This window comes from Paenarthrobacter sp. NPDC090522, assembly GCF_044769225.1.
Lineage (GTDB): Bacteria > Actinomycetota > Actinomycetes > Actinomycetales > Micrococcaceae > Arthrobacter.
The window spans coordinates 65,690-79,465 of the sequence record NZ_JBIVXL010000007.1 but is presented as its reverse complement, the minus strand read 5'-3'; the positions used below and the strand labels follow the sequence as shown (position 1 = coordinate 79,465).

Here is a 13,776-nt window from a genome sequence, read left to right as displayed (position 1 = left end):
AAGGCTTGACCGACGTGAGCAGCAGCCCGGAAACACCCCAGCAGGGATACGCCTCTAACCGCTCAGTGACCCGGGCCATCCGGATCCTGCGGGCCTTGGCCGCATCGGAGACCCCCATGACGGTCACCGATGTTGCCAAGAAGATCGGCCTGGCACGGGCCACTACTTTCCGCCTCCTCATGACGCTGGAGGATGAAGGCATGGTGGACCGTCAGGACACGCTGTATTCCCTGGGGTGGGACCTGGGTCGCCTGGCCCAAACCGTGGATCCCGCTTCCGGCGTGGTGCCCCGCATCAAGGACATCCTGGACGAATTCGCCGATGAATCAGGCGAGACGGTCACGTTCAGCCTGCGGCGCGGACTGTACGAACTCGACCTGGTACTGCAGTCCTCTCCCCGCCTCCTGGGCGTCACCATGTCCGACATGCACGGCATGCAGTGGCCGCACCACGCGTCGGCCACGGGCAAGGTGCTCCTCGCAGAACTCACTCCCGATCAGCTGCGGATGGCCTTGGGCGACAAGCTGGTGGCCCTGACCTCGCGCACCATCACGGACCGCACTGTTTTGGCCAAGGAACTGAAGACGGTCCATGAGCGTGGCTGGGCCAGCACGGTTCAGGAACTCGAAGACGGCATCATCGCCTTCGGCGCTCCCGTGCGGGATTCTGTCGGAACACTGCTGGGTGCGTTGTCCGTCGTCGGGCCCATCCACCGCATGGAAAGCAAGGAAAAGCAGGCAGAGCTCGCAGCCCGCCTGGTTGCTGTTGCCGAAAAGGTGCAGCAGCGCATGAGCCCAACCACCCAGGAATAGCTGTCGCGTTTCCTGACGGGTGGCTCATGCACAAGAGAACCACCCCCGAAGGGAACAACTGACATGACCACCACCCACATCGACACGCAGGAAACCTCGGCCGCCCTCGCGGAAGAGACGCTTGCCGCAGCCGCTGCCGCACACGCCGTGTGGTCGGCCACCGCACCGGCCGACCGCGCCGCTGTCCTGGACCGGGTAGCCGACGCGCTCGAGGACGCGGTGGAAACCCTGGTTCCTGCCGCAATCGAGGAAACCAACCTGACCGAACCGCGGCTCCGCGGCGAACTCAAGCGCACCGCCTTCCAGCTGCGCCTCTTTGGCACCGTCCTGCGCGACGGTGGCTTCCTCGACGCCCGGGTCGATCACGCCGACCCCGCCTGGCCGATGGGTGCGCCCCGCCCGGACCTGCGCCGCTCCCTCCGCCCGATCGGCCCCGTGGTGGTCTACTCCGCCAGCAACTTCCCGTTCGCGTTCTCCGTGGCCGGCGGCGACACCGCCTCCGCGCTCGCGGCGGGCAACGCCGTCGTCGTTAAGGGACATGAAGCGCATGCGCGCCTGTCCCGCCTCACCGAGGCCGTTGTCCGCGACGCCCTCGCCGCTGCCGGCGCTGATCCGAACCTCCTCACGGTGGTCTTCGGCCGTGCGGCCGGAACCATCGTCCTGAAGGACAGCCGCATCAAAGCCGCGGGTTTCACCGGTTCCATTCCCGGTGGCCGTGCACTCATGGACATCGCCACCTCCCGCCCCGATCCCATTCCTTTCTTCGGCGAACTGGGCAGCAACAACCCCGTCTTCGTCACCCAGGCTGCCGCCCGCGGGCGCGGCACGGACATCGCCGCCGGCTTCGTTGAGTCGTTCACCATGGGTTCCGGCCAGTTCTGCACCAAGCCGGGCATGCTCTTCGTACCCCGGGGGTCGGGCATGGTGGAGGAGCTGGCCAAGGCGACACTGCCGGCGGTCCACGCCATGCTGAGCCCGCGCATCCACGCAAGCTTCAGCGAAGTCCTTGGCACGCTGGCCGGCATCGCAGGCGTGGAAACGCTGAACACGTCCGAGGCCGCCGACGGTTCGCCGGCTCCCGTGCTGCTCGCCACGTCCATTGAGCGCCTGCTCGCCAATCCGGCGGCCTTGGAAGAGGAATGCTTCGGCCCTGCCGCTTTCGTGGTGGAGTACGACGACGAAGCGCAGCTTGTGGAGGCAGCGCGGACTTTCGAGGGACAACTGACCGCAACGCTGCAGGCGGAGGAAGACTGCCAGGTCCGTGACCTGATCGCCGTGCTCGTCGAGAAGGCAGGCCGGGTCCTGTGGAACCAGTGGCCCACCGGTGTTTCCGTCACCTACGCACAGCAGCACGGTGGACCGTACCCGGCCACCACTGTCCCTGGCTCAACCTCCGTAGGGACCGCCGCCATCACCCGGTTCCTCCGCCCGGTGGCGTACCAGAACTTCCCCCAGCACCTGCTGCCCCTTGAGCTGCAGGAAGCGAACCCCATCTCCGCGCCGCGCTTGGTGGACGGCGTCCGCACGGCTTAGGTCCGCGGGCTCCCCCATTCACCCAGAAAGAAAGACAAAGATGTCCGAAAAACGGGAAACCCCTCTCCCCTTAAGAAAAACCAACCGCAGGCTGCGGACTGAAGACTGCATCGTCGTCGACAAGCGCGAGCTGCGCAAAGCCCAGCTCGGCGCAGGCGTGGGCAACTTCATCGAGTGGTATGACATTGGGATCTACGGATACCTGGCCATCACCATGACGAGTGTCTTCACCGAAGGCATGGACCAGCGCACCGGCTTGCTGGTGACGCTCCTGGGCTTCGCAGTGTCCTTCATTGTCCGCCCGCTGGGTGGCATGATCCTGGGCCCGCTGGGCGACCGGATCGGCCGCCGCAAGGTGCTGTTCTTCACCATGGCACTCATGGCCTCGGCCACCTTCCTCATCGGCGTCCTGCCCACCGCGGGCAACGTGGGCCTGTGGGTCATCGTTCCGCTGTACCTGCTGAAGATGCTGCAAGGGTTCTCCACCGGTGGCGAGTACTCAGGTGCCGCAACCTACGTCGCCGAGTTCTCCCCGGACAAGCACCGTGGGTTCTGGACGGCGCTGCTGAACACCGGAGCCCAACTCGGCTTTGCCGCCGGCGCGGCAGTTGTTGCGGCCACCACCATGATCACCACGTCCGTGTGGGGCGAGGAAGCAATGCGCGACGGCGGCTGGCGGATACCGTTCCTCCTGGCCCTGCCGCTCGGCATCGTCGCGATATCCCTCCGCAACCGGATTCCGGAATCACCCAGCTTCGAGGCCGTGCATGAGAAGACCGAGACCGCGGACGTGGACCCGCTCTTCGTCCGGCAGAACCTGGCCAGCATCCTCCGGCTCTACTGGCCGCAGATCCTGATCGGCATCGCCTTGATCGCCGCCGACGGTACGTCCTCCTACACCGTGACCAGCTACATGCCAACGTATTTGGAAACGCAGATCGGCATGGCAGCTGTCCACACGGCCGTGGCGACGGTGATCATCCTGCTCATCCAGGCGCTGATTGTCCCGGTGGTTGCGCGGTGGTCGGACAGGATCGGCAGGAAACCCATCTACACGGTCGCCACCATCGGCAACCTCGTCCTGTTGGTTCCGGCCTTTGCGTTGATGCACATTGGCGAGGTCTGGTCGCTGTACCTGGCGTTGTTCATGGTCTCACTGCCCAGTGCCTTCTTCCTGGCACTGACCGGTGCTGCGATGTCCGAGTTGTTCCCCACGGCCTCCCGCTACGGCGGAGTGGGCTTCACGCACAACGTGGCCATCTCCCTGTTCGGTGGAACCACTCCCCTGATCAGCCAGATCCTGGTGGAGTTCACGGGCAACTCGTTCGCTCCGGCGTTCTACGTCATGTTCTTCTCGGCGGTAGCGTTGTTTGCGCTGACCAGGATGCGTGAAACCGCGGGACGGCCGCTGCTCGGATCGGTTCCGGTTGTGGCCAGTGCCGAAGAAGCCGACGCCTTGGTCAGGGACCAGGACACCAACAAGCACATTGACACGTCCACCATGCTGCTGGTTCCGGTACCCACCGGTTCAGGAAAGCACAGCGCCCTGTAACTATCCGGCGGCTCATCACCCCCGACGCGCTACTTAGTGGCATGTGGATGATGGGTATGTACGTCAACCAACACCACCGACCCATCGTCGACGTAAAACCAGATTCGTGCTCCATTTGAGACCTCGTACTGGCGTCGGCGGTGGGTCGCTCCTTTGTGGGTGACGGATTCCAGGTCGCCCTTCATGGATTCACCCTCCGGCCCGAGGGTCGTCTACCACTTCAGGTTCATCGAGCCGGTCCAAGTCATGGTCCGGTGTGTAGCCGGCGGCAATGGCTTCGGCGGTAGCCCGCCATTCGGCGAGCACCACAAAGAGTCGGTCGAAGCTGGAAATTGCTGCGCAAGCACGGGCAACCTCTACAATTTCCGAGGCGAACTGCTCTCGCTGATCGTGGGGCAGGAACCCCAGCCACGGAAATGGCGCGAGCAATCGTTCAGCGAAACTGGCGGGGCCGGGGGCGAGGGACGCCGCAACCAGGTTGGACGCCAATCGCAAAGCATCATGCTCTTGCTCAAGGGTGCTGGACCGGACAAGCGTCAGTGGCGCACCATCGCGTCGGGTAATGGTAACCGGCCCTTCTTCAGCTGCCCGAAAGACCGAGCCTGGATTGCGCGACAAATCGGACGACGTGGCGGAGCGTGAGTGGGCCATAACGGACATGCTTCCATAGTTCTGAATAAGTTCAGAACACGCTACCCCGGCTCATTGACCCAGGTGGCCTGTTGCCGCGAGTACCTTGTCCAGCCAAGTCACGCGGTTGGCAAAGCGTGCCGTCTTGCTGGGCACGGTCCAGCGGAAAGCGTCGTGTTCCCAATCGAGGGTCAGGCGCCGCTGGCCCGTGACGGCCGTGAAGGTGTGCACGAACCACGGCGCCCCGGCATCGTCGCTCAGCATCAACACCGGGCCTTCGCGGAGTTCCTGGATGTCGGCAGCGTGCAGCCCCGTCTCTTCGGACAGTTCCAGCAGTGCCTGCTCCCCGGGCGAGACTCCCTCATCCACGTACCCCGTGACGCAGTGCCAGCGGCCGCGGTCGTGCGACGGGCCCTGGCTGCGCTTGAGCAGTGCGATCTTGCCGCGCCATTCGATGACGACGGCCACAACGGTGTGGCCTGCAAGATGCATCGATGGCTGGACGGCCGACGACTGGACGGCCGGCGTGTGGATGGCGGGCGATTCAGCGGTGGTAATGGTCATGGCGGGGTCCCCCTATGAAAGCAGGGCTACCGCGAGCCCGCGGAAAATGTGTGGGCCTGCTCAAGGTACATGCCCTCCCACGGAGAGCACACCACGCGGCCGGCGGGGTTGAATTCGTGGATTCCAGCGTTCTGCTGCGCGGCAGTTGCGCCGAAGTCCCCGCCCACGTTGGCGGAAAGATCAACGTTCAGCATGCGGATTTTCCCTTCTGGTCCAGCTTCGAGTTCGTCCTCGCAGCCCTTGGTCGTTCAAAGTGTCAGACCATTCATTAGTTGGTCATACCGTTCATTGAATGAACGGTATGCAGATAACTATGGCATGAGTCACGCCGTCACGCAAGGCAAAAGCGCACGTAAAAACAAGCAGCCGAAACATGACAAAAGCGGACGACGCCGGGTGCTTCCCGCCGTCGTCCGCTGCCTTGTTGTTTGGGGTGCTGCCGCTAGGAGGCTTCCGCGGTCCGCCGCCTCCGGAGACGGAAACCACGCACGTGCTCGCGGAACGTTTTCGGGCTTCGCCGGCTGACCATGATCACGCAGGCGACCCCGGTCACCAGCACCACGGCACCGCCAGCCGCCACCGCCCAGCGCGCGCCGAATTCAGTGCCGATCCACCCCATGAGCGGCGCGCCGATCGCGGTTCCGCCCTGCAGGATGGCCAGGTACAGCGCGAGGACGCGGCCACGGAACTGCGGTTCAACGGACAACTGGATGGTGGTGTTGCAGCTGTTAAGGAAGGTGATGGAGGCAAGGCCCACCGGGATGAGGACCGCGGCATAGATCCAGAACGACGGCGCGATGCTCGCCACGAGCGTAAAGGCGCCGAGGCTCAGTGCCCCGCCCAAGAGGAAGCGCAGCCGCGGGCCGGACCGGCGGGCGGCAAGCAGGGCGCCCGCCAGCGTTCCCACCGCCATGATGGAACCCAAGGCGCCGAACTCCTCCGGGCCCATACCGAACTCTGCCGTGGCCATCAAGGAATTGGTGACCGGGAAGTTCATGCCGAAGGCTCCGAGCATGCCCACCATGGCCATGATGAGCACCAGGTCCGGACGCTGCCGGACGTAGCTCAGGCCGTCAACAAACTGATGCTTGCCACGGGCTACGAGTGCGGTGGGTTCCAATTGCGCGGTCCTGACGCGCAGCAAGGAGATGATGACAGCCACGAAGCTCGCCGCATTCAGGATGAAGACCGGTCCGGTGCCGATCCAGGCGATGAGCACACCGGCGATGGCGGGACCGGTGAGGCGGGCACTGTTGAAGGAGGCGGAATTGAGGGCCACGGCATTGGACAGCTTGTCCGGGCCCACGAGCTCCGACACAAAGGCCTGCCGGGCGGGTGCGTCCATGGCGGCAGCCAAGCCCAGTGCCGCAGCGGCGACATAAACATGCCACAACTGGGCTACTCCGGTGACCACCAGGAGTCCGACGACCAGGCCGCAGACGCCCATGGCCGCTTGGGTCCAGAGCAGGATCACGCGTTTGCGGTAGCGATCAGCCAGCACGCCCGCGTAGGGACCGAAGAGCAGCATGGGAAGAAACTGCAGGGCCGTGGTGATGCCGACGGCTGTTCCGGAATGGTTGGTGAGGATTGTCAGGACCAGCCAGTCCTGGGCCACCCGCTGCATCCATGTTCCGATGTTGGAAACCAGCGCGCCGCCGGCCCACAGCCTGTAGTTGGGACTCTCAAGGGCCCGGAACATGGCGCTCATTTGGCGCTCATCTCCTGCATGATGTGGGCGGCGCGACTGAGGACCAGCCGATCCTGTTCGCTCAGCCCGGCAACACGCCGGGCCAGCCACGCGGTCCGTTGGCTTCGGGCTTCAGCCAGGACTTCCTGCCCGGCCGGGGTGATGCTGATCTGGACCTGGCGCCCATCCCCCGGGTGCGCCTGCCGCAAGACAAAGCCCTGCTCCGTCAACGCATTCACGATCCTGGTCATGGACGGCGCTTGGACGTGCTCGCGTTCGGCCAACTCCCGCAACGTCTGGGACGCGGTGTTGAGGTGGGCAAGCACGGTGTATTGGCCGGGAGTGATGACATCGCCCGTGGCTTCGATGCGGAGCCGGCGGGACGTGCGCATCACCGCGGTGCGGAGGTCGATGGCGAGCGCGTCGGGTTGGATGTCCGCTTCGGCGTCGGGTGGACTGGCTGACGTGGTTGCGTCGGCTGGCGTGGCCGTGTTGGCAGCAGTCAAGGGGAGGCGCCTCCTGAGGTTGGCATAATAGTTAGCAGTGCTAATTAGCTCCGCTAACTATTATGCTCCTTTACTCAGGTTGCTGTCCATGGAAGGTGATGAGGGCTACGTCCAGGCCCCCGCGCGCACCGCATCCGCCGTGGCTTCCTCGACCGCGCCAAGCTCCTCCACCACCTTCAGCGCACCACGCACCGCGATGGCGACGCTCATCAAGGTAGGGTTCATCGCCGTTGCCGTCGGAATCAGCGCGTTGCCGCCCACCATCAGGTTCTGGTAGCCCCACACCCGCGACCAGGGATCGGCAACGGACGTTCCGTCGTCGGCCTCCCCCATCCGCAGCGTGCCTTGGTAGTGCAGGCTGGAGCCGTTAGGCATCAACCGGGGTTCGGCCACGAAGAAGCCCAAGGCCTGGCCGGCCCGGCGCAGCCTCGCCGTGGCATCCTCGATCTCGGCCGTCTCCCGCTCAGTGAGGGCGTAGCTGATGGTCATGTTCGGGAAGCCGCGGTAGTCCAGTTCGTTGTCGTCAAAGGTCACGCCATCCTCGAACCGGGGGTGTTTCCGCATGCCGTAGCCCATGTTGACGTAGCCCCAGCGGTTGCGTGCGAAGGGAGCGTCCTCCGGCATGGGGAACGGCGTGGTTTCGGAGTACATCACCTGGACGGAGAAGGGGTGGTCCGGCTCGGAGAACGGGATGCGGTTCACCGCCGCAACCGGGTCCGCGGGGTTCTGGGCCCGGCGGGCGAGCTCCGCGTCGAGGTCGGCCTCGGTGGCAAACCGCTCCATCTTCTCTGCATCGAGGGCAACGGTGGAGATCACCACGGGATGCTCGGTCAAGTAGCGGCCCAACGCCTGGGGCCGGATACCCGAGGCCCACAGGAGCTGGGGTGAGCGGAAGGCGTCTGCAGCTACCACCACAAGGTCCGCGGAAACGAAGGAGGTGGTTCCCGTGCGGAGGTCCTCCACGGTGACACCAGTGGTCCGGCTCCCCTCGGTTTCCACCCGGCGGACCAGCGTGAGATCGCGCAGTTCGAAGCGGCGGGAGAGCGGTGATGCCTGGTCAATGAGCGGGCCAAGCACCACGTCCGCCCCGGCCCAGCGCATGGAACCGTCCGGCTGCGGATCACCGGCAACGGGCAGGGTGCCCACGCCGTAGCCTTCGGGCAGTTCGTCGCCGAACTCCTCCGACAGCAGGGACCGGATGGCCGCGCCGACTCCGGAGTCGGCGAAGGCTGCATCCTGGACATGGAGCAGGGACTTCGCCGCAGAAATCAGCGACTCCCACTCGGCGTCCCCGATAAAGGAAACCTTCTCGCTGAAAGCCGGAGACGGAGTTGCGCAGGTCCAGTGCGCGCCCTGGCCGCCGACATTGGTGGCCGCCGCCGCTGCAGGGAAGGTCCCGGCATGTGCCGAGCCCGGGCCACCGAAATCGAGCAAATGCGTGCCCTGCCGGGCAGTGAACATCCCCTCGGTGACGGTTCCGGCAGGGATGCCCAGTGACTCGCGGAACGCGCCCGCCTGGGGACCTTGGGACATTTCCCTCGCACGGGCTTTATGGTCGGCGTCAGGGATATTGCGGACGCTTTCACCAGGGCGTTCGGTCAGCTGGGGACCTGCCTCGAACATGACCACCCGGGCGTCAGGCAGGCCTTCCACCAGCAGGCGGGCGTAGGCGGAGCCGATCGGCCCGCTGCCAACGATGGCAATGGTGTGGCTAACAGACATGGCTTTCTCCTTCATGGGAGGTCAGGCCGGAACCGGCTCGGTGTTGGGTGAACGGACAGCGTCCGGTTCGTCGGACAGCCGTCCTTGCGGCAGCAGAACGGCGGCAAGGATGCCGAGTGCATAGGTGACAGCAAGCGCACAGAAGATCGGGGAGAACACCGAGGCATAGATCGCGGCCACCGATTCCTGGATGGCGGGAGCCGCTTGGTGCACCGATTGGGGCGTCAGCGTTGCGGCGTCCATGCCTGGGGGCAACAGAGCCGCCACGCCGAAACCGATGGTGCCACCGATGACGGCGGTGGCAACGGTGGACCCAATCTGCCGCACCAGGTTGATGGTGGCCGTGATGCTTCCGGTCTGGTTGGCCGGTGCGGCGCTTTGGACCACGGCGACGATCAGGCTCATGAAGGAGCCCGTCCCCAACCCCACCGTGGCCATCACGGCCATGGGCACCCAGAGCGGAACCCCCACCGGGAGCCCGGCCATAACGAAGAGCCCCGCCGAGGCCATGCAGGTCCCGATGATCGGAAAGATCCGGTACTGGCCGGTGCGGCTGGCCAACCATCCCGTCAGCAGGTTGCTGGCCAGCATGCCCAGGACCGTGGCGATGGGAACCAGGCCGGACACGGTGGCACTGACCTGGTACGCCATCTGGAAGTAGGTGGGCAGGTAGGCGGTGATGGAAAAAAGCCCGACGCCGATAATCGCCGAGAGTGCGGTACCGGCGGCAATGGTGCGATTGGCGAAGAAACGCAAGGGGACGATTGGCTCGGGCACCCTGCGCTCGATGATGAAGAACGCCAGCAGGGCCACACCCGCAACCACCAGGGCTGCCACGGCCTGGACTCCGCCGCTGCGTTCCGCTGCCCACGTCACGCCAAGGACCAGGGACACCAGGCCCAAGGTGAAAGCGGCAGCGCCGGCCACGTCGTAGTGCCGTGGAAGCTGTCCACGCTCAAGTTTCGGCACCGCCACGAGGGCAAGCGCCAGGGCAACAATGCCTACCGGAAGGTTGATCCAGAAGACCCAGGACCAGCCCCAATAGTCGGTGATGGCCCCGCCGAGCACCGGTCCCACCAGGATGGCGATTGGAAAGGCCGCCCCGATGATCGCCATGTACCGGGGGCGTTCCCGGGGCGTGGTGACCCTGGCAATGATGGTTTGCGACATGAGCTGCAGCCCGGCCGAGCTCATGCCTTGGACCACCCGGGAAACGACCAGCCAGGTCATGTCCTGGGCGAATCCGCAGGCGAGGGAGGCTCCCAGGAAAACCAGGAGGGAAGCCAGGAAGACCCTCCGCGGGCCAAGGACATCACCGAGTTTTCCCAGGACGGGAAGCAGGACGGTGCTGGCCAGGGTGTAGCCCACCACCACCCAACTCATGAGCTCCAACGCCCCGAGCTCACCGGCAATGGTAGCCAGCGAGGTGGAGACGACGGTGTGGTCCAGTGCGCCCAGGAAGGACACGGTCAGCAGCGATGCGACCAGGAAGCGTAGTTTCACAGTGGAAAGTGGCATGGTTTTCTGCCCGAACGATCGGGCCGTCGACGCGACGGTTTGTGCCCCGGCTGCATCATCACTGCCGGGAACGGATCCTTGAGGGGATCCCGACGCCACTTTCATCTTAGTTCGACTTTAGTCTGAAAGCAACAAAAGATTGCAGTTCTTAGACCCTGGCGCGGGTGCGGTTGCGGTCCCGGGCCCGCGGCACGGAGCAGCCTTCGACGGCGGCAGCCACGGTGGCGGTCAACTCGCCGATGCATTCAACCACCATGCGTACCTCGTCTCCCTCGGCAAGCGGTGCCGGCGTCAGTTCGCCGCGACGGCCCCACAACTCGCCGAGGCAGCCTCCGTTGCCCACCGTCCCGGAACCCAGGACATCGCCGAACACCACGCGGGAATTCCTGGAGGCGTAGGACACCAGCTCGGGGAACGTCCACCCCATATTGGACACGAGATCCTCCCCCACGAGCTCGCCGTTGACGAAGACTTCCGCCCGCAAGGCCAGGAACCCGTCAGCGTCGAGGTACGGTTCAAGCTCGTCTGCCGTGACAATCCACGGCCCCAGGCTTGTCCCGAAGTCCTTGCCCTTGGCGGGACCCAGACGGACCTTCATCTCCCGCGACTGGATGTCCCTGGCAGACCAATCGTTCATGATCGTGTAGCCAAAGATCGCGTCGGCGGCGTTTTTGCCTGACAGGTTGGAGCCGCCGGCGCCGCCAATCACGGCCGCAATCTCAAGCTCGAAATCCAGGCGCTGGGTCACCGGCGGGATCACCGGTTCGCCCGGCCCCAGCACCGTGTGCGGATTCGTGAAGTAGAACGTGGGAGCCTCGTACCATTCCGGCACCACCTCGCTCTTGCCGTCCACGGAGGCGCTGACTCCTTCCACATGCTCCTCAAAGGCAACGAAATCCCTGATCGCCGCGGGGACCAGCGGCGCAAGGAGCCGGACTTCGGCAAGCGGCCGCCCGGCGTCGTGGTTTACCCGCCCAAAGAGATCCCGGGCACCATCCAAGCCGCGCGCCAGCACCTCGGCCACGCGGAGTCCATTGGGAAACGGCACCGCGGTGTTGTCAATGATGAAGCCCTCACCGGTCTCGGCGCCGTCCTGCCAGCGCGCGATTCTCATGCCCGCACCCGCTGTTCCAAGAGTGCAGCGGCGTTGCCGGACAGGATCTGCGCTGTCACGTCGGACGGCAGTCCGGCAGCGCGAACCTCGCCAACGGGATCCTCCGGCCCCATGTCGAACGGGAAATCGCTACCCATGAGGACCTGCGAAGGTCCCGCGACATCCACGAGGTGACGCAGGGCCGAAGGATCGTGCACCACGGTGTCGAACCAGATCCGGCGCAAGTAGCTGGACGGCTCCTCGGCACAATCGTGGGCTTCGGGGCGGACGCGCCAGGCATGGTTGGAGCGGCCGATCGCCGTGGGCAGGTATCCGCCTCCGTGGGCCGCGAGGATCTTCAAGCCGGGGTGCCGGTCCAGGACGCCGGAGAAGATCAGGTGCGAGAGGGCAACGGCGTTTTCGGCAGGCTGGCCCACCGTGTTGGACAGGTAGTACCGGTCGAGACGCTCATCCAGGCTGCAGCCGAACGGATGCAGGAAAACGACGACGCCCAATTCCTCCACGCGGCTCCAGAAAGGCTCCAGCCGTTCGTCGGACAACTCGACGTCGCCGGCAAACGAGGAAATCTCGATGCCGGCCAAGCCGCGGTCCAGGATGGCGTCATCGACGCATTCCACGATCCGCCCGGGATGCTGCAGCGGCACGAGGCCCAGGCCGGTGAGGCGTTCAGGTGCCTGGGCCACGTGCTCGGCCACCAGGCGGTTGGCCTCGGTGGCGCTCCACACGGCCAGGCCCTCCTCGGCCCAGGGGTAGAAATGGTTCGGCGAGGCACTGACCCACTGGTGGTCAACGCCTTGGGCATCCATCGCAGCCAAGCGGGCGCGGACATCGGTGAGTTTCGGAAACCGCTCGCCGATCATCCGGCCCGAAGCGGCCAGGCTTGCGGGACCGTTGCGACGGGCATCGAGTTCGGCCGCCGCTTTGAAGGCCTCGGGAGCACGCCGTTCCACCTCGGCCTGGAGGGAAGGAAGGAGCACGTGGGCGTGGACATCGATGGTCATGCCGGTACCGCCATCTTCTGCGCGATCCCGAACAGCAGGCCCGGAGCGTCTGCGTCCTTCTTTCCCTCGATCTGCCATTCGCCCAGTTGCACGGAAGCGTCCACCACGGCCTGCACACGGGGAACCCTGCGCTCGTGGAAGGTGTCCCAGAGCTCTTCGCTGACCCGGTCCGCGTCCACCAGGAGCTCGGCCAGAACTACGGCGTCTTCGAGGGCCTGCGCGGCACCTTGGGCAATCGTTGGCGGGCAGCTGTGGGCGGCATCCCCGATGATGACGACGGGTCCGCGGTTCCACCGGCCGGGCACCAGGTGCTTGGTGAACCAGGTGTAATTGACCTTGGCGCCTTGGTTGAGGTCCTCGCGGATCGAGTTCCACGGACCGCCATAGGCCAGGGATTCCCCGCGCATGATCTCCACTGCCTGGTCATCGGATACCCCAAAACGGTCCTGTGCTTTCTCCACAAGGAACGCGTACATGGTGTCCTCGCCGGTGGGTGTGTACCCGGCAATATAGACGGGGCCACCGTAGTACAGCTCGCTGTGTTCCACGTCCTTGGGACGGGAGACGAAGGCCCTCCAGATCCCCATGCCTGTGGTCTCCGGGGCGGTCTCGATACCCATCAGGCCGCGGACGGTCGAGTTCACCCCATCGGCGCCAATCAGGAGGTCGTAGGTTCCTGCGGAGGTCTCGTTGACGAACACCTCCACTTTGTTGTCCGTGGCATCGAAGCCGGTGATTTTGGCTCCGAAAGTAGTCTTGGCTCCGGCCTTTTCCGCGTGGTCAAGGAGGATCTTGGCGAGGTCCGGGCGGTACATGCCCATGCAGGCCGGGTAGTCAGGTCCGCCGGTCTTGACCTCTGGAAGCTGTGCGATCACCGGAGCATCGGGGCCAGGCGCCCTAAGGGTGAGCCCCTCAAAAGCCAGGCCCTTTTCCCGCACGTCCTCCCAGACGCCCAACGCGTCGAAAACGCGCAAAGCGTTGCCCTGCAGGGTGATGCCGCTTCCCAGGGCGCTCAGCTCCGGTTTGGCTTCGAAAACGTCGACGGCGATCCCCGCCTTGGCGAGCTGGATGGCGGTGGCCATGGCAGCCACGCCGCTGCCGGCGATCGCCACTTTCTGAACTGCTGTCATGATGTAC

The 13,776-nt window shown here is 65.2% G+C and carries 13 protein-coding genes; 3 read left to right on the top strand and 10 right to left on the bottom strand.

What is annotated here, in order from left to right; all coding sequences use genetic code 11:
* Nucleotides 1–14: 14 nt before the first annotated feature.
* From ACIQT2_RS10740 to ACIQT2_RS10730, 3 genes are all read left to right on the top strand, one after another.
* Nucleotides 15–812, top strand: coding sequence for an IclR family transcriptional regulator (locus ACIQT2_RS10740; protein WP_402946176.1), 798 nt, complete (start codon nucleotides 15–17; stop codon nucleotides 810–812).
* 63 nt (nucleotides 813–875) lie between these two features.
* The gene (locus ACIQT2_RS10735; RefSeq protein ID WP_402946174.1) at nucleotides 876–2,345 is read left to right on the top strand and encodes an aldehyde dehydrogenase (NADP(+)); all 1,470 of its coding nucleotides are present in this window, start codon (nucleotides 876–878) and stop codon (nucleotides 2,343–2,345) included.
* A gap of 40 nt (nucleotides 2,346–2,385) precedes the next feature.
* The gene (locus tag ACIQT2_RS10730; protein WP_400336749.1) at nucleotides 2,386–3,897 is read left to right on the top strand and encodes an MFS transporter; all 1,512 of its coding nucleotides are present in this window, start codon (nucleotides 2,386–2,388) and stop codon (nucleotides 3,895–3,897) included.
* A gap of 189 nt (nucleotides 3,898–4,086) precedes the next feature.
* Here the strand turns inward: ACIQT2_RS10730 and ACIQT2_RS10725 are convergent, their stop codons facing one another.
* The 10 genes from ACIQT2_RS10725 to ACIQT2_RS10680 all read right to left on the bottom strand — a co-directional run bounded on the left by ACIQT2_RS10725 (nucleotide 4,087) and on the right by ACIQT2_RS10680 (nucleotide 13,769).
* Nucleotides 4,087–4,548, bottom strand: a complete 462-nt coding sequence (locus tag ACIQT2_RS10725; protein ID WP_402946171.1) for a type II toxin-antitoxin system Phd/YefM family antitoxin — start codon at nucleotides 4,546–4,548, stop codon at nucleotides 4,087–4,089.
* A 51-nt stretch (nucleotides 4,549–4,599) separates the two neighbouring features.
* Entirely contained in the window at nucleotides 4,600–5,091 is a 492-nt protein-coding gene (locus ACIQT2_RS10720; protein WP_402946169.1) for an NUDIX domain-containing protein, read from the bottom strand.
* A gap of 26 nt (nucleotides 5,092–5,117) precedes the next feature.
* A complete protein-coding gene (locus ACIQT2_RS10715) occupies nucleotides 5,118–5,285 on the bottom strand; it encodes a hypothetical protein (RefSeq protein WP_402946168.1) in 168 nt (55 codons plus the stop codon).
* A 248-nt stretch (nucleotides 5,286–5,533) separates the two neighbouring features.
* Nucleotides 5,534–6,799, bottom strand: a complete 1,266-nt coding sequence (locus ACIQT2_RS10710) for an MFS transporter (protein ID WP_402946166.1) — start codon at nucleotides 6,797–6,799, stop codon at nucleotides 5,534–5,536.
* Nucleotides 6,796–7,284 carry a MarR family winged helix-turn-helix transcriptional regulator gene (locus tag ACIQT2_RS10705; protein ID WP_402946164.1) on the bottom strand — a complete coding sequence of 163 codons (489 nt, stop codon included), beginning with the start codon at nucleotides 7,282–7,284 and terminating at the stop codon, nucleotides 6,796–6,798. Before ACIQT2_RS10705 ends, ACIQT2_RS10710 begins: the two co-directional genes overlap by 4 nt.
* A gap of 105 nt (nucleotides 7,285–7,389) precedes the next feature.
* Nucleotides 7,390–9,006 (bottom strand): GMC oxidoreductase, encoded by a 1,617-nt coding sequence (locus ACIQT2_RS10700; RefSeq protein ID WP_402946162.1) that lies wholly within the window; start codon nucleotides 9,004–9,006, stop codon nucleotides 7,390–7,392.
* 21 nt (nucleotides 9,007–9,027) lie between these two features.
* A complete protein-coding gene (locus tag ACIQT2_RS10695; RefSeq protein WP_402946160.1) occupies nucleotides 9,028–10,524 on the bottom strand; it encodes an MDR family MFS transporter in 1,497 nt (498 codons plus the stop codon).
* 148 nt (nucleotides 10,525–10,672) lie between these two features.
* The gene (locus tag ACIQT2_RS10690) at nucleotides 10,673–11,638 is read right to left on the bottom strand and encodes a fumarylacetoacetate hydrolase family protein (RefSeq protein ID WP_402946158.1); all 966 of its coding nucleotides are present in this window, start codon (nucleotides 11,636–11,638) and stop codon (nucleotides 10,673–10,675) included.
* Nucleotides 11,635–12,639 (bottom strand): amidohydrolase family protein, encoded by a 1,005-nt coding sequence (locus ACIQT2_RS10685; protein WP_402946156.1) that lies wholly within the window; start codon nucleotides 12,637–12,639, stop codon nucleotides 11,635–11,637. The genes ACIQT2_RS10690 and ACIQT2_RS10685 overlap by 4 nt, the downstream gene beginning before the upstream one ends.
* Nucleotides 12,636–13,769, bottom strand: a complete 1,134-nt coding sequence (locus ACIQT2_RS10680) for an FAD-dependent monooxygenase (protein WP_402946154.1) — start codon at nucleotides 13,767–13,769, stop codon at nucleotides 12,636–12,638. The genes ACIQT2_RS10685 and ACIQT2_RS10680 overlap by 4 nt, the downstream gene beginning before the upstream one ends.
* Between the last annotated feature and the right edge of the window lie 7 nt (nucleotides 13,770–13,776).